Origin of the sequence: Pseudomonas synxantha (genome assembly GCF_900105675.1) — a bacterium.
In the GTDB taxonomy this organism is placed as follows: domain Bacteria; phylum Pseudomonadota; class Gammaproteobacteria; order Pseudomonadales; family Pseudomonadaceae; genus Aquipseudomonas; species Aquipseudomonas synxantha.
Genome location: NZ_LT629786.1, coordinates 1576743 through 1590998, shown reverse-complemented (window position 1 = coordinate 1590998; position 14256 = coordinate 1576743). Strand labels below are relative to the sequence as shown.

Below are 14256 nucleotides of genomic sequence, written 5' to 3'. Positions count from 1 at the left end.
CTCCATGGCATGTTATTGCTGCGAAAAGTACCTCTCTTCAGCGCCTATCGCGTGAACAATCGAAACGCCAACTTCGCCAACCTCTCTGTGCACTTGGCTCTCATCGATAACGTTCAAATTGGCGAGTTTATCTCCGTCATCCTCTGCACTGACTACTCCAAACTCGTCAATGCAAATTGCAGCAACCTTGACGTGCCCATGCACGTCACCCTCAAGCGTTACTTCCTTCTCAATTACATATCGAATTTGAGACTTTCCATGGATAATCGAGCTGACAGCAATAGCTCGAGCAAGGCCAAATGGAGTTTTCAATTTGAAGCCTAAGCCGCTGGAGTCGAACTCAACGTCCACACCCCACGCTTCGGGAGCCCCAGGTTTAGCAAACTGGTGCTGCAAAATCGTGCGAAACTCATCCGCAAATTCCGCCGCTTTCTTCAGGTTGCCCTTCGCGTCTCTCACTGCCCTGTGCTGTGCCTGATCTAGGATTTTAACGTTCATTCACACCTCCATTTATTGAAGGCGCGATTATGGCCCTCGATGAACCTCGACGATAGGAGCGGGCGTTAACTAAACGTATCAGCTGGCTTAGCAATGGAACGCACGAACCACATAAAGCCTTGTTGCAGGTTGGTCTTGGCCAAGGTCAGCAGGCGCGGGTCAACACCTTCAATCTGGCCAATCTGCTTGAACAGCTCGCCCGCGTCAGCCTCAAGCGCCATGATGGAGTTCATGCCGTCGATCTCGGACTGGCTCAGGTCGCGGTAGCCGGTGATTTTCTTATGCTGGTTATCCATGGGTGATTCCTCATTAATGCGCGCCACGATTTGGCGCATTCGAAAACGTGGCGCGGCTTAATCGACCTTACGGCTTGGCAGCTTGAAGTCAGTCACCCGGTCGGCAATGGTCCGAATCTTCTCCACGCCCAGGAAGCCAACCCAGCCCCCGACGAAGGTAGCCATGCTCTGTGGGAGCGAGAAGAACTCAAGGCCGCTGATGATGGTCAGGGCCAGGCCACCACAGATAGCACCCTCAACGATCATCTGGCGACGCGTGCCGCCACCGTAGGTGATTCGCAGAACAGCCATCGCACAGGACAACGCAGCCGCATAGAGAATCGGCGAATGCTGGCTCAACCACGCAAGCGCTATCGCCCAGGTGTCTGGTTTGTCTGGCATGTTGGACATCTCGGTTCCTCCCCGTCAGGGAGTTAGGAATATGGCAGGTCGTGGCCTGCGGAATTGAATCGGCTCACACAGCACTCCCAGCTCGGAGCAATGGGTGTGGCGGAGCCGAAAACTAAAAGGGCCCTGCATGTGCAGAGGCCCTGAACAGGTCCCTCATCAGCGCGACAAGTCAGAGGCTCTGAGGGCTTGGGGAAATCTTTGGCACAAAAAACCCGGCTCTTGGCCGGGTTTAAGGTTTCGTGTGCGTTTCGCGTTACTTGTGCACTATGGGGAAAGTACATCAAAAACCCCAACATGACAACACCTTTATGCCGCCACCTCTTCTTTTTCTGCGTGAATGACCTGCCAAACCGGCTGTTGCACACGAATATCCACTTCCTCAATGGCGTCTCGCAGGAAATTCCACGCTTCTTTCCAGTCCCTATCCCATACTTTGGGCTCTATGTGGACGCCGTAGAGCTTGAGCATGCCCTCGGCGATACGAGCTGGACCCCATTGAGCGCCGTCATGAGCCTCCACCTTGTAGGACTGCAGGGCCATCGTCACAAGGCAATGCACCTTTGCTTCCTTGGCTTCGGTCAGGGTGGAAAAGTCCACGCAACTCCAGATCAGCTTCTCGGCGTTGAGAACGTGAGCGAGCGTCATGCATGGGTGATACAGGTAGTGCCCGAACTGTTGCTCCTGGAATGGAAGTGTACCGATGGCGCGCAGGACTTTGCCGATGGTTGCCAGGTGTGCGGCGCGGGCCGTGGACTTGCCAGCGGATGTGCGCCGGGTTTCGCTGATGCTGATCCGCTGCCCAGGCACTGAGAAGCGCCCGGCCTCCTCCCCCTTCTCGCTGCCCAGGGCTGGGAACTGGGCGTCACGCTTGCCGATGCGCCCTCCGGTCTTCACTGGTGCCGACTCCGCCCGGTCGATGGCCGCAGCGCTGATCGACGCGTTCGATTCGTGTTGTGCTTCGGTCCAAACCTGTCTTGCATTGATCAGCTTCATGCGGCTTGCTCCTTTTTCAGTTCTCTGGTCTTTGCCCGGTATTCGGCGGTCATCGCCTTCAGTTGCTCGATGGTGTACTTCTTAGCCTCATGAGGACCTTCCAGCCAATCAACTGCCTCGACGCCGAGACGCTTAACCAGTTCGATTCGATAGTTCACGATGTTCCCGGAAAGCTGGGTGTTGCACTGTGAACACTGGCGGTGGCAATTCAGGGGCTCGAAGCGCAACGCTGGATTGCCCCCGACCGTCCTGTAGTGACCTGCGTCATATTTGCCCTGGTGGTGACGCCCACAGCTCACGCATGGCAACTCGGCGTCACGGGCGCGCACCCATGCGTTAAAGGCCTTCTGTGTATCCTTAAGGTGATCAGCCCTGCTCTTCAGCTTCTCCTTGCGGACGTTGATGTCCTTGCGCTCGATGTCGGCCAGCGCCTTTCGCGCCTTCGGTGCATGCCTCGGCCCGTCGATGATCGCGCAGGCCGGGCTGCAAACCGCCTGCCCCATCCGCGAAGGGACGAATGAGGCCCTGCACGTAGCAACGCGGCATTTTTTCGGCTTGGGCTGCTTCCTTTCGATGGCCATTCAATAACGCCCTCCCCATTTGTCCTTCTGTGTCCATCGCACCTGGTGCTCGGCGCCGAAAGCCATAACCCACTCGATCAAATCGCCGCACTGCTTGACGGTGAGCTTGCTTGTGCGCTCGTAGATGACGTCGAAGCCGTTGCCGTCCACCGCCGGTATCAGCTGCGGCTGGTCGCCCGTTTCGCGCAGCCAGGCGGCCGTCAGCAGGCGCTTCCAGATCAGGACGTCCCACTTCTTCCCGGCGTGTTCGACCTGGGCGGCGATATCGGCCAGGGCCGCGTGCAGGGCCTTGTTCTGCTCCCCGCTACGGTCCACTTCGGTGATGGCGAGCTTCTTTGGCTTGGTGATGTCCATTCCAGCGATATGCCCAATCACCCGGGCACGGTCTGATTCGTTGCGGATCTGCAGGCTGGTCACGGCTTCACCCCTGTTGTCTTGCTTACCTTCCCTTCAGCCTCAAGCTGGCGCATGGTCGCGCGCAATGTCTTCAGGTCCCAGTAAAACCGCAGGTACTTCCCGATCAGATCGACCTTCGCTGAGAGAACCAGGCTGATCGCAAGGAGTATTGCCACCACCAGCAGCGCACCACCGACCATCATCACGCCGTAACCAAGCCATAAAGCGATTGAATCCAGAGTCATGACCGCACTCCCTTGCCCAAGGCCGCGTCGATACGCAGCGTCAGCTCCGCAGGCGCATGGTTCCCGATGGCGCGCATCTCACGAAGAAGACCCCGAAAGACTTCCACCTCAGCCTTCAGCTCAGCATTCACCCGCTCGTAGGCTTCGTAGCCGGTCTCGAGGCCGGCGACTTCGGCGCGGAGTTGGTCACACCTCCCTGCATATTCGAGCGCCCGATTGCCGGTGTTCCTTTCCATCTGGATAAGGCTTTGTACGGACCCTTCAAGCCTTTCGATTTCCTCGATTAGAGCCGTGATGATAGGAGGCAAGCTGCCCTGCTCGACCAGCGCTTTGAGCTTCGCTTTGTCGATTATCATGGCTTTACCTTCAGGCCTGCGGCTTCGATGGCTTTTTCACAGTCAGCTGCGTACTGACATTCGTCGAAGTGGTCGCCGCCGTAATACGGGCTTGTGTAATCAGGAAGCTCAATCACCAGCGCCTCGCGGGAGGCCTTCCAGCCGTCCCATGCGCCGTTCGCGTAAGGGCTGTCGTAGAACTCTGGGTGAGTCGCCGAGCGAGTGAAATCCATCCCACGAAAGCGCGGGCTTTTCTCGAACTCTTCACGCATCTTGTCGGTCATGTCCGTTGCTCCGCTGCTTCTGCGATCAATGCCATGCGCTCAAAGCGCTCGGCGGCCTGGCTGGCGAGATTGGCTAAGTCCGCCTCATCCACCACCGGCATGCACACGAAACGAATACCGTGCTTGACCATGGTGTTCGCCATCTCAATGGATTGGCGTAGCTGTGCTGGGTTTGCTCGTTTCATTGCGAGATCCCCTTCAGCAGCTCCTGCAACTGCTTCAGCTTGCCCACGGCAGCGGCATTGGTTTCGCGCTCAGCCTCAACCGACAGCGCCACTTCTTCGATGCGGCCGGCCAGCGTCTTCAAGCGCTGACCAATCTCATCGGCCAAGCTGACCACCTCGACCGACAAGCCGGCGAGAACATCCAGGGCGCCGGCCTCTGGCTTCTTGGTCGAAACAACTGCCTGCTTGGCTACCTGGGTCACGGCCTGCTCCTTTTTGGGTTTAGGGGTTGCTGCGTCACGCTGAAACTTGCCGCCGACTGGCTCGCGGATCAGGCCCGCTTCCTTGAGTTCGCCCAGGGCGCGGCGGATGGCGTAAGGCGATGCGTTGGTGGCCTTGGCTGTCGATACCGCGCCGTGGATTTCGTGGTTGCTCCAGCTCGTTTGGATTGGGACGTAGCCGAAAACCTTCTTAGCTATTGAGGACTGCCCGGCGAGCACCTGTTGCTGTCTGGCTTCATTCATTGCGACGCCCTCTCCTGCTCCAAGTCCCGCGCCTGCTTCAGCAGCAGCGCCCGGCGATCTGCCAACTCATTGGCCGCGTCTATCCGCATTTCATCCTTCCTTTCAGCACTGGCAGCGCGCATTTCCAGCATCGAATCCTTCACCATCTGCAACTTTTCGCGCAGCGCTGGAGCCGGCCGGGTAACGGCGCCAGTGATCAGGCCAGCCAGGGCGCGCCCATCCTCGGTGATCGGCTCAACGCTCAGGTCTGCCAGGTACTTCTGGCCGTGTTCGCTGGGAATGCGCTTCAACTCCAGAGCCTTGGTGACAGCCTGGATGCGACGACCAGCGTCAAATCCCACGGAGACATGCCAATTCACCGGCTTCGTGTCCTGGCGGGCCTGGCCGACAAACCGCTCGTAAGCGCTGATGAACGCCATGCGCGCACCGATCTTGTCGCCGGCGTCGAGGACCGGTTTAGCGGCGGCCAGGGCCAGCTGGATTTCGTCGGTCAGCACCACGGTTTCGAATTCGTCGTTGGTGGTCATTGCGATGGCCCAAGCCTCGTCCTTGCCCGGGCGACCGTCGGAGGCCTGGACGCGCTGGAGGATGTCAGCCATAGCCAGCTTGCCTTTCACCTCGAAGCGGCAGGCCTTCAACGCGGCTTTGACCGCTGGCACCGGATAGGCGCACAGGTCTTCGGCCATCATTGCGGCGGTCCCCGGGTTCATTTCCTGGCCCATGGCCTCGGCTGTGGCGCAGATGGCGGCGGCCAGCCCGGCAACCTGCTGGTCGTTCATTTCAGAGGTATTCATTGCGGTCACCTGCTTGGCGTTTGGCCAGAACCATCTGGGCGGCCTGCTCCGCTGCGGAGTGGTTCGCCTCTGTCCGCTCCATCTGGCGAGCAGTTGTGCCGTTGATGCGCTGCCCGGTTACCCACTGGGTGTGATAGCTCTCGGCGTTGGCCAGCAGCTCGTTGAGGCTGTGGCACTTGCGCAGCACAGCGGCGTCGCTGGTTTTCAGGAAGTGGGCGGCGACGTGGTGAGCTACATCGGCGCCGAGGCGGTCGACCAACTGTCCGAGCTGGCCACCGACCTTGGCATTCCACACAGGCCAGGCGCTGTAGCGCTTGCGGTAAGCCATGGCGTAGTTCGCCCAGACCTTGAAGGTTTTGCAGGTCTGGTCTTTGGGGCCCGGCATATCGGCGGGGATCTCAACCCGTGGGGCATCGGTGCGATCAACCACCAGCACCAAGCCGCGGGACTGAGCCGGCTTGCCGGTGGCGTCCTGCAAGTCCTGACTGGTGTCCTGATTGGTACCCTGATGATTGGTATCCTGATTTGTCGGAGATTTATCCGACCCTTGCTCGGATTTTTTTCCGACCTTGCTCGGAGATTTATCCGAGGTAGATCGGATATTTTTCCGACCTTTGTTTTTTGGTGGGGTCGGATATTTTTCCGACCCATCAAGCTTCTGGTTCCACTCGATGGCCTTCTCGGTAAGGCGAAAAAGCGTGATGTTCGAAGTGCTGGAAAGCTCAATCAAACCGGCCTCTTCCAGGGCCTTCAGCATGCGGTAAGCGGTGTCTGGCTTGTCTGTGAGCAGCGGCAGCTCCTCAGTGATCTTTGCCTTGCTCAGCGCGAAGAAGACCCCGTCATCGGTCTTGATTGGCTTGGTCCAGCTCGGGCAGCCGTAGACGAAGGCAAACAGCAGGGCCTGCTGAGAATTCAGCCCCCACTCCAGCGCCTTCACCTGATTAATCGTGACGGTGTATTGCATGTCAGGCCTTCCCGACCTTAGCGGCCAAATCAAGGAAGCGATCCACGTACCAGTGAGGCTGCGTCTCGCGGGGGCATTGAGGGCTGGTGAGGTTCTTGCCGTAGGCCATGCCCTTCTCGGTCACAGACCAGAAGTCCACCATTTCCTGCTTGGAGTTTTTGCGCTGGAGGACCTTGAGGAAGCCGTGGGCCTCAAGTGCAAGGTTGAAGGCGCGGGCAGTGCTGGCGATGGCGTGATCTTTGATCAGGGCGGTGATTGCCTTGGTCGGCATCGAAGACCCGCCGGCAGCGTCGGAGGCGGCGTCCACTGCATAGCCTGGGAGGAATTTGGCATCCAGGCCGTTGTTGGCGGCGATCTGCACAAGCATCATCATTTTGCTGGAGGGCGCCGGCTTCAGCAGGCGATCGAAGCATTCCAGAATGGCGAGTTCGCCAATGACCTTGGAGTTGTTCGTCTCCTGGCCGGTGTAAGAGCCGGTCTTTCGAATGGTCGGCAGGACCTGGCCAACCACCCACTCTTCGAACTGCTCAGCAGCCGGAAGCTTGGACTTCATCACCAGCCGGTAGAGATCGCGTTCAGGGATGATTTGCACTGCGCGGACCTGACCTCCCATTTCGGTATGGCAGGTGCTGACCGCTTTGCAGTGGACATTGATCGCCTTCGACGTGTTGGAGTAGCCCAGGGCTTCGGCGATGTCCTTGGCGATGAACCATGGCTCCCCGTGACCGTCGTCAATTACGCGGACGGGAAAGCCGTGGAAGTCGAAAGGTGTCACTGGTTTAATCCGCGCCACGTTTTCAGATTGCGAAAAACGTGGCGCGAGATTGTTGGAGGTATTGACGGGGGTTGATTGTGTATTCATTATTGCCTCGCTGATGTAGCAATGAGCCAGGCCACGAACCTGGTTTTTTTGTGCCTGTGATTTAGTGAGCCTTCGAACCAACAAGCGCGGCCCGATCTGCCATTGCGACGGCATGAGCGGCAAGGGACCGGCAGAAGGTTTCAAATGACTCGGCGTAAACTTGGTCTTTCTGGTCAAACACGCCATCGGCAAAAACCTTTCCGCCCAGGCCAGCTACGAGCCCAAAACTCGTTGAGATACCGGCGAACACCTGCAAGGCGTCGTCGATACCAGAGCCAACCTGCTTAACAGCCAAAAGACCGTAGCGACTCGACAGCTCAATCAATGCGCGGTCACGCCAGGGCTGATCCAGGGCTGCAACCCATGACTCTTCAATCCACGAAGGGATCTCAATGCGGTCGCCGCTGTCATCGAGCCAGCGCTCTACGCGCTTGCTCCAGGCCTTGTAGGCGCGACCGTAGGCCTGCATGTCTGCGGTTTTGGTCATGCCCTGTAAATCCGGAAAACCCTTTTCCTTGCAGCGCTCCGGCGCTCGCGTAAACAGCTGGTGGTTGAGCTGCTCAGCGAAGCCGTCTTGGCTCATGCTCGTTCTCGCGATCATGTCGCGCGCAATGGCGACCAAGACCGCATCGCGTGTTTCGTGTCGCAAGTTCGACGTTTGCATGGGGACTGCTCTCTTCTAATCTGGCTTCAATGGAACGGCGGACGGGGATGTCAGGCGGCGGACTGCTGCGAAGCCTCAATAGATGCCGAAGCGATCTGCCCCCATGGAAACGATGGGCAAAGGTCGGCGCGGTTTACGACGCCACCGGTCAATGCTTCGATTTGAACTGCGCGCTTTGCTGGGACTGCGCGCTCGCCGGAGCACCACTGATTAACGGTGGGTGCAGTGACCTGCAGCAGGCGCGCCATTTCCACCTGACTACCCAGCAAGCGAGATGCTTCTTTGGCCGCTTCTGCTGATTTCATGAGTTCTCTCCTGGAGATTTGTGTCGAATATAAGGCATTACCTTATCACGGGCAAGCCATTGCCTAACCGTCAGCGCAATAGGCTTAATTAGGCAATGCTTACCGGACCAGAATTAGGCGCAGCCATTGAAGCTGCGCGGATCGCCAAGGGCGTATCGAAAAAAGACCTCGCAGACGACTTCTCCGTGAAGCCTCCGTCGATACAGGGCTGGGTGAAAAACGGCAGGATCGACAAGTCGAAGCTGATGGACGTGATCGCCTATTTCTCCGATGTCGTTGGCCCAGAGCACTGGGGTCTGCGCCCTGGCTTTTCATATGAAAATATTGGAGACGGCGCCAGAACTGGCGTTTTAGTTGCTGAGCCAGAGCCTGCTTCGACCGCCGTCGAGAAGTTCCGAGCAATGCTTGCTGGGAAGCGCCTCGGCGAAGACAAGCTAATGAGGCTTCTAGCTATTGCGGAAGATGACGCCCTGGGCGAGGAGTTGGGCGGCTTGGTGCATGACGCCTACAGGCCTGGAAAGGTGGGCGACGAAGTATGGATTGCTCACTATGACGTACGCGGAGCCTTGGGCGGCGGCGAAATTGCTCATGACTTCCCCGAGATGCTCCAGGACGTGCGCGTCAGCCCCTCCCAGCTCCGAGCCATGGGCGTCGAGTTCAAAGAGCACTTCCATCTGAAGATGATCACCGGCTGGGGGCAGTCCATGACGCCAACCATCAAGCATGGCGATCCGCTACTGGTCGATGTCAGCATCAAAGAGTTCGTTGGCGATGGAATCTACTTCTTCTCGTACCAAGGCTTTCAGTACATCAAGCGTCTGCAAATGAAGGGTAAGGACAAATTCAAGATGCTGTCGGACAATCGGAAGCACAAGGCCGAGGACATCTTTCTTGATGAAACGTACATCCAGGCGCGTGTGCTGCTCGTCTGGAATGCCAATCTGGTATAGCCCATGCCCCTCACCAAGCCCAACAAACAGCTGTGCAACGAGCTCAATTACCTTGGGCTGGGCCTCGAGCAAGCCGCGGGCGGCATAATCAACATCACTAAGGACTGCCAAGATATCGATGTTGCAGCCGTCCTAAAGCTGGTAGCGAAGTTATACGATGATGCGGATCGGCTCGCCGCCCTCGCAGACGAGGTTGGTGCTGGACTGATAACGCGAACCGAATCTGAGTAGGATCGAAGAAACAGCAAGGAGACTGCATGCCCCTCACCATGCCAAACCAGCAACTGCACCGCGACCTTAAAGAGGCTACCGCCCTGCTCAAGTGGTCAGGCGTCGACCTGAAGCAGGCTGCTGTAAAGCTTTCTGATGCCGGCCAGGAAGATGACGCTCGCGAACTGATAGCGATCGCTATGAGGTTCCAGGAGGTCGAGGAGCTGATGGATGGGTATGCGGATGAGGTAAAGACGGCGCATATAACGCGCGTCAGTCGCTAGGTAAATAATCGCACAGATAAATGCGGAGAACATGGCTATGACGCAGACTGCAAAATCTGAGATTGAAGCTTACTCGGCGAACCTTGAAGCTATCGCCGAAACGCTGGCCAGTCAGGCAGTGGAATTAATGAATGCAGGCCTTATCGATCTCGGCGAAGCAGCCCTGGAGCAGTCCGTAAAGCTCAGAGACGCCATTGAGCGCCTTCGAGCCATAGATCTGTAAGGACGCATTATGACCCTCGACAAACCAAACCAAGATCTCAAGCGCGACCTACAAGGCATCGCCTCAGACCTCAAGTGGTCGGCCGTAGAGCTGATGAGGATTGCAGAGCGACTGAGCCTTGCCAGGAATGAGGCGGACGCCCAAGCCGTGCTGAGGATGTGTACCGTGCTTCATGCGGACGAGGATCGACTGGCGGGTTATGCGGATGAGGTGAAGGACGGCCGGATAATTCGGTCTGCGGAACAGAAAAAATGACTGCATGGCGAGAGCAGAGCTTCTGGAGCAAGGTGTGGACCTATGCTCTGATGGCGCTCATGCTGGTTTTCACAGCCGAAGCTGGCATTTGGCCGGACGGCAGTTCATCCCATCGCAAGCGAGTCTTCAGCCCTGGCTTTGTCGTGGTCTGCGCTTTCGTGGCTGTGGTTGAGCTGATGCTGCTGAACCACTTCTACGGTGCGCGGGGATGAGGTGCAGAAGGCATTGAAAGCGTGACGCGGCAAGGTACAAGGAAGGGGTTAAAACAAGGCTAAAATAGGAAGTCGGCGCATTTAGGAATATTTTTTGGAATAATTTGACTAATATTTTGTAGCTGCTCTATGATTCTCTCAAGCCTTAGAGAGAGCTCCTGTATGACCGCCCAGTTATCCGACTCAGAAATCAGCAATCTCATCAAACCCTACGAACAGGTCATCGCAGAAGCCGTACTCAAAGGCTGGAAGCAATGGCTTGAGGTGCCAAATCGAGCTCAGTTCTATAACAGAACTCGGGCGAACGTTGTTTGGGATTACACTATTGGAGCTTTGGAAGAGGCGCTTGATCCGCTCCCTGGCGTCCACGTTAACAGGGCGGGAAACACCTGTATTTTCATGATTGGCCAGCAATTGGCATTTCGCTTCAAAAAAGGCGACGAAAAGGGGTTCAGCAGCAACTACCCTACGCCTATGGCTCTTGCCTTTCACGACCCCGAACAGCAGGTTCTTGGGATTCCAGAGGCAGTAAAGACCGAAATTATTTACATCCTCAACAAGCTTGAAACCGAGATCTTTCAAGTCCGCATGGTTCGCAGGGATGGCGAGTCGGTAGCTTGGTCCCGTCCAGTTTATGAGCGACCAGTCGCGCCTGTTGAAGCTATCCCAACTGGACTGCCCGCAGCGCCATCGAAGGATTCGCAGGGCGCCCAGCCCGCGAGAAGGCGCCGAGCAACAGTCAAGAAAGAGCTGGCGCCAGTTAAACCTACTGAAAGCAAACCGGCCCGACCATCGTGATGAGCAATACATTTAACCCTGAGATGCTTCAGCTGGCCAGGCAGTTTCGCGGCTTCAGCCAGAGCGCTCTATCCAAATCCATGAGCATCACTCAAGGCTACCTATCAAAGATTGAAAATGGATTAATGGAGCCTGCCGAGGAAATGGTTGAAGCCTTCTGCAAGTGCCTTTCCTTTCCTAGGGAATATTTTTTTAACCAGGATCGGGTGTATGGGCTGCCGGTTAGTGTTCATGCTTATCGCAAGAAGGCTACTGTCCCGCAGAAGACGCTTGACGCCATCCAGGCCGAAATGAATCTGCGCATCATGCACTACCGAAAGCTTCTTAAATCCGTCGACCTCGCAAAGGATTATGAGCTCCCTTATCTAGACATCGACCAGTACAATGGCGATGCCGATGAGATCGCATTCTTGGTCAGAAGATCGTGGATGATCCCTGACGGACCTATCAAAAATCTCGCCGATTTCGTGGAGCGCGCTGGCGTTTTGATATTTGTTTGCGATTTTCCTGCTGGAAAAATTGACGGCGTAACCCTTGCCATTCGTGGGATGCCGCCTTGTATTTTTCTGAGCAAAAATCAATCCGCAGATAGAATGAGATTTTCACTTGCTCATGAGCTCGGTCATTTAGTGATGCATCGACAACCCAGTCCAACGATGGAGGATGAGGCCAACAAATTCGCAGCCGCATTACTGATGCCAGAAAAAGATATTTTCTATCAGTTGAAGAACATCAGCATACAGTCGCTGGCCGCGCTTAAGCCTGTATGGAAAGTATCTATGAGCGCCTTGCTCTATAGGGCGGGCACGATCGGTGCAATTACAAAGTCTCAGAGCGATTATATGTGGAGACAAATCGGCAGCCTCGGCTATCGAATGAGGGAGCCCGCTGAACTGGACTTTCCGCATGAGAAAGCTCATCTGACTTCAGAGATTCTGGAGCTTCACCTGGAAGATCTGGGATATTCGCTTGAAGATCTAATGAGCATCCTTGGATTGGCGCCTGAAGACTTTGGTAATTTGTATAATTTCAAGCAAAAGCCACGCCTTAGCATCGTGAAATAATCAAAACGAGCCCGGCCCAGCGCCGGGCTTCTTGTATCCGCCCTTCCCGATCTGGTCTATCGCCAGTGAGGCGTCTATCCATCTGGCCAAGGGCCAAGCCCGCCATGGCCTCTCCCCTACTGGCGGGCTTTTTGTTATTGCATTCCCCGATCTGGACCCGTGGACTGACTAAGCCAGAATCTTGGAGGCCTGTCGAACGAGATCAAGCCACTCAGCCTCAGTGACAACTCCTTCACGCATCAAGCCGTTTGCCATTTCGATGAGAATTTCGTAAAGCTCCTCATAGTCGATATACAGTTCGGTTTCTTCCATCATGGAGCGCCAAAGGGCTAGCGCATTTTCCTTCCTGTCGTTGCTCATGCTCACCACCAAATAAGACACAGTTTATTGAGTTCGGAGCGCGTATGAGTGTTCAGTAATTTGGGTTATCACAAGATTTCGTAACTCCGGTTTATCCGCCACTGAACGGGCTTTTTGTTCCTGGATATAGCGCAGCGCAAGACCTGGTATTCGCCCCCTCAAAAGGTGCCTGCGAATTAAGTGATAAGGTGTCTGCCCAATTGTGAGGTATACCCAATGAAACAGATCACTGATCGGCTCAAGGAAGAAAGGGTTCGCCTGGGCCTCACACAGCAAGCACTTGCGACCGCCGGAGGCGTATTGGTCAATGCCCAGGGCAACTATGAGAGAGGCGCTCGAGTGCCGAACGCAAACTACCTGGCCAATGTCGCAAAAGCCGGCGTTGACGTCCTCTACGTGATAACTGGGGCACGAGCGCATTAGTTTGGACGTGCGACCGATTCGCGTCGTTAGCAGCAATTGATCGTCCGCAGGGCCGATGGTGGCTGTACGCCACGAATGGTAGAGTGCTGGCTCAATTACGGGAGGGATCCAATGAAAGGATTTGGGATGTTCGCGCTGATTGTTGGCGTCTGCTGGCTGATCTTCGCACTGGGCATGGATGTCTCCGTGCCGACCGGCGCTGGCGGCCGAGTAAACAACATGGGCCTGATGGCCGACCGACAGATCCATACGATCGTTGGTGGCATGATCGCGCTCGCGGGCTTGCTCATGGTTCTGCTGGGCGGTAAGGGCTCCCCCGCTTCTACCCAGGCAGAGAAAGACACTCGCCCCTGCCCTATGTGTGCCGAGAGCATCAAGACTGCTGCGGTCAAGTGCAAGCACTGCGGCGCCGATGTTGAGCCACTAGCCGCCCCGCGCCTTAAAAATGGATGGGTTGCATCAACTGCCTGCCGTGACGAAGAAGAACAGCAGCGAACCATTGAGGCAATTACCAGTACCGGGCTTCCAGTAGTTTCTATGATCGGCCTGGCCGTAGGTGCCGGCCCATATGAAACCAAGGAAGAGGCCAAGGCAGCCCTGGTCACTATGCGTGATGGCCCCAGGCTGTTCAGCGAGATCGTCTACAGAGACTCGGTGAGCGGCAAGTACCCACCGATTACGGACTGACTAACCATGCTTAAGTGAGCCCGCAACGAGCGGGCTTTTTCATGCCTATCAGAAAGGCGCCGCCTCTTCTTCTGGCTGAAACTCGACCTCTCCCCTCCCCGCTACCTCGACTTCCTGCTGCTCCCACCTCACCGTCACGCTGCCGTCGTCATTGAGTGTCAGCTCAAGCTCGTCGGTTTCGGCGATTACGCTCAGCACCTCTTCCCACTCGCGATCTCCATCCGTGTCCAGGCGGTGAATCGTCACCTCCCGCCGCTCTTGGGCGATGGGGTGGTTGATCATCGATGAGACGCGCAGCCCCAGACGCGCCATGCCGCTCATTTCCTGCCGTGCTGCCGATACCGCCTGCTTCTTCGCCATGAAATCCCCTCCCGGTTAAATGCTGTATATCCATACAGGTTAGGCAAAGCTTATATCAGCCCCGATCTGAATGTCACCACCAAAAAGGGGAATAACCAGCAGGAGAAATTTCTTTAAATAATTAGGCATTACCTA

At 56.4% G+C, this 14256-nt stretch carries 28 protein-coding genes; 10 read left to right on the top strand and 18 right to left on the bottom strand.

Annotated features, from left to right (window positions below):
• Positions 1-12: 12 nt before the first annotated feature.
• The 16 genes from BLU48_RS07680 to BLU48_RS07605 all read right to left on the bottom strand — a co-directional run bounded on the left by BLU48_RS07680 (position 13) and on the right by BLU48_RS07605 (position 8295).
• On the bottom strand, positions 13-498 hold the full coding sequence (locus BLU48_RS07680; protein ID WP_057024393.1) for a hypothetical protein: 486 nt from the start codon (positions 496-498) through the stop codon (positions 13-15).
• Positions 499-563: 65 nt separating this feature from the next.
• Entirely contained in the window at positions 564-794 is a 231-nt protein-coding gene (locus BLU48_RS07675) for an Acb2/Tad1 domain-containing protein (protein WP_057024392.1), read from the bottom strand.
• A gap of 57 nt (positions 795-851) precedes the next feature.
• Positions 852-1184: a phage holin, lambda family gene (locus BLU48_RS07670; RefSeq protein ID WP_057024391.1), complete on the bottom strand. Its 333-nt coding sequence runs from the start codon at positions 1182-1184 to the stop codon at positions 852-854.
• Between the two features lie 306 nt (positions 1185-1490).
• Positions 1491-2177, bottom strand: a complete 687-nt coding sequence (locus BLU48_RS07665; protein ID WP_057024390.1) for a hypothetical protein — start codon at positions 2175-2177, stop codon at positions 1491-1493.
• Positions 2174-2758, bottom strand: coding sequence for a recombination protein NinG (locus BLU48_RS07660; protein ID WP_057024389.1), 585 nt, complete (start codon positions 2756-2758; stop codon positions 2174-2176). Before BLU48_RS07660 ends, BLU48_RS07665 begins: the two co-directional genes overlap by 4 nt.
• Entirely contained in the window at positions 2759-3175 is a 417-nt protein-coding gene (locus tag BLU48_RS07655) for a recombination protein NinB (RefSeq protein ID WP_057024388.1), read from the bottom strand.
• Positions 3172-3399, bottom strand: a complete 228-nt coding sequence (locus tag BLU48_RS07650) for a hypothetical protein (RefSeq protein ID WP_057024387.1) — start codon at positions 3397-3399, stop codon at positions 3172-3174. The genes BLU48_RS07655 and BLU48_RS07650 overlap by 4 nt, the downstream gene beginning before the upstream one ends.
• A complete protein-coding gene (locus BLU48_RS32220) occupies positions 3396-3755 on the bottom strand; it encodes a hypothetical protein (RefSeq protein ID WP_057024386.1) in 360 nt (119 codons plus the stop codon). Before BLU48_RS32220 ends, BLU48_RS07650 begins: the two co-directional genes overlap by 4 nt.
• Positions 3752-4018: a hypothetical protein gene (locus BLU48_RS07640; RefSeq protein WP_057024385.1), complete on the bottom strand. Its 267-nt coding sequence runs from the start codon at positions 4016-4018 to the stop codon at positions 3752-3754. The genes BLU48_RS32220 and BLU48_RS07640 overlap by 4 nt, the downstream gene beginning before the upstream one ends.
• Complete coding sequence (locus BLU48_RS07635) at positions 4015-4203, bottom strand: DUF1382 family protein (protein WP_057024384.1); 189 nt, start codon at positions 4201-4203, stop codon at positions 4015-4017. Before BLU48_RS07635 ends, BLU48_RS07640 begins: the two co-directional genes overlap by 4 nt.
• Positions 4200-4706 carry a hypothetical protein gene (locus tag BLU48_RS07630; RefSeq protein ID WP_057024383.1) on the bottom strand — a complete coding sequence of 169 codons (507 nt, stop codon included), beginning with the start codon at positions 4704-4706 and terminating at the stop codon, positions 4200-4202. The genes BLU48_RS07635 and BLU48_RS07630 overlap by 4 nt, the downstream gene beginning before the upstream one ends.
• A complete protein-coding gene (locus BLU48_RS07625) occupies positions 4703-5500 on the bottom strand; it encodes a hypothetical protein (RefSeq protein WP_057024382.1) in 798 nt (265 codons plus the stop codon). The genes BLU48_RS07630 and BLU48_RS07625 overlap by 4 nt, the downstream gene beginning before the upstream one ends.
• Positions 5487-6464, bottom strand: a complete 978-nt coding sequence (locus tag BLU48_RS07620; protein ID WP_057024381.1) for an SIR2 family protein — start codon at positions 6462-6464, stop codon at positions 5487-5489. The genes BLU48_RS07625 and BLU48_RS07620 overlap by 14 nt, the downstream gene beginning before the upstream one ends.
• Before the next feature lies 1 nt (position 6465).
• The gene (locus BLU48_RS07615; RefSeq protein ID WP_057024380.1) at positions 6466-7326 is read right to left on the bottom strand and encodes a BRO-N domain-containing protein; all 861 of its coding nucleotides are present in this window, start codon (positions 7324-7326) and stop codon (positions 6466-6468) included.
• Positions 7327-7387: 61 nt separating this feature from the next.
• Positions 7388-7990 carry a hypothetical protein gene (locus tag BLU48_RS07610; RefSeq protein WP_057024379.1) on the bottom strand — a complete coding sequence of 201 codons (603 nt, stop codon included), beginning with the start codon at positions 7988-7990 and terminating at the stop codon, positions 7388-7390.
• 50 nt (positions 7991-8040) lie between these two features.
• Positions 8041-8295 (bottom strand): transcriptional regulator, encoded by a 255-nt coding sequence (locus BLU48_RS07605; RefSeq protein WP_057024378.1) that lies wholly within the window; start codon positions 8293-8295, stop codon positions 8041-8043.
• Positions 8296-8390: 95 nt separating this feature from the next.
• Between BLU48_RS07605 and BLU48_RS07600 the strand changes: the two genes are divergently transcribed.
• The 8 genes from BLU48_RS07600 to BLU48_RS07565 all read left to right on the top strand — a co-directional run bounded on the left by BLU48_RS07600 (position 8391) and on the right by BLU48_RS07565 (position 12291).
• Positions 8391-9245, top strand: a complete 855-nt coding sequence (locus tag BLU48_RS07600) for a S24 family peptidase (protein ID WP_057024377.1) — start codon at positions 8391-8393, stop codon at positions 9243-9245.
• A gap of 3 nt (positions 9246-9248) precedes the next feature.
• Entirely contained in the window at positions 9249-9476 is a 228-nt protein-coding gene (locus tag BLU48_RS07595) for a hypothetical protein (protein WP_017736483.1), read from the top strand.
• 26 nt (positions 9477-9502) lie between these two features.
• Entirely contained in the window at positions 9503-9739 is a 237-nt protein-coding gene (locus BLU48_RS07590; RefSeq protein ID WP_057024376.1) for a hypothetical protein, read from the top strand.
• Positions 9740-9776: 37 nt separating this feature from the next.
• The gene (locus tag BLU48_RS07585) at positions 9777-9962 is read left to right on the top strand and encodes a hypothetical protein (RefSeq protein ID WP_124356191.1); all 186 of its coding nucleotides are present in this window, start codon (positions 9777-9779) and stop codon (positions 9960-9962) included.
• A gap of 9 nt (positions 9963-9971) precedes the next feature.
• Entirely contained in the window at positions 9972-10217 is a 246-nt protein-coding gene (locus BLU48_RS07580; RefSeq protein WP_057024375.1) for a hypothetical protein, read from the top strand.
• Positions 10214-10429 (top strand): hypothetical protein, encoded by a 216-nt coding sequence (locus BLU48_RS07575; protein ID WP_057024374.1) that lies wholly within the window; start codon positions 10214-10216, stop codon positions 10427-10429. The genes BLU48_RS07580 and BLU48_RS07575 overlap by 4 nt, the downstream gene beginning before the upstream one ends.
• 162 nt (positions 10430-10591) lie before the next feature.
• On the top strand, positions 10592-11227 hold the full coding sequence (locus BLU48_RS07570; RefSeq protein WP_057024373.1) for a hypothetical protein: 636 nt from the start codon (positions 10592-10594) through the stop codon (positions 11225-11227).
• The gene (locus tag BLU48_RS07565; protein WP_057024372.1) at positions 11227-12291 is read left to right on the top strand and encodes a helix-turn-helix domain-containing protein; all 1065 of its coding nucleotides are present in this window, start codon (positions 11227-11229) and stop codon (positions 12289-12291) included. Before BLU48_RS07570 ends, BLU48_RS07565 begins: the two co-directional genes overlap by 1 nt.
• Positions 12292-12459: 168 nt before the next feature.
• Here the strand turns inward: BLU48_RS07565 and BLU48_RS07560 are convergent, their stop codons facing one another.
• On the bottom strand, positions 12460-12651 hold the full coding sequence (locus BLU48_RS07560) for a hypothetical protein (RefSeq protein ID WP_057024371.1): 192 nt from the start codon (positions 12649-12651) through the stop codon (positions 12460-12462).
• A 216-nt stretch (positions 12652-12867) separates the two neighbouring features.
• Here BLU48_RS07560 and BLU48_RS32555 point away from each other — a divergent pair, with 216 nt between their 5' ends.
• A complete protein-coding gene (locus tag BLU48_RS32555; protein WP_057024370.1) occupies positions 12868-13074 on the top strand; it encodes a helix-turn-helix domain-containing protein in 207 nt (68 codons plus the stop codon).
• Between the two features lie 126 nt (positions 13075-13200).
• Positions 13201-13761, top strand: a complete 561-nt coding sequence (locus BLU48_RS32215; RefSeq protein WP_231989023.1) for a hypothetical protein — start codon at positions 13201-13203, stop codon at positions 13759-13761.
• A gap of 48 nt (positions 13762-13809) precedes the next feature.
• Here the strand turns inward: BLU48_RS32215 and BLU48_RS07545 are convergent, their stop codons facing one another.
• On the bottom strand, positions 13810-14121 hold the full coding sequence (locus BLU48_RS07545) for a DUF1654 domain-containing protein (RefSeq protein ID WP_057024369.1): 312 nt from the start codon (positions 14119-14121) through the stop codon (positions 13810-13812).
• Between the last annotated feature and the right edge of the window lie 135 nt (positions 14122-14256).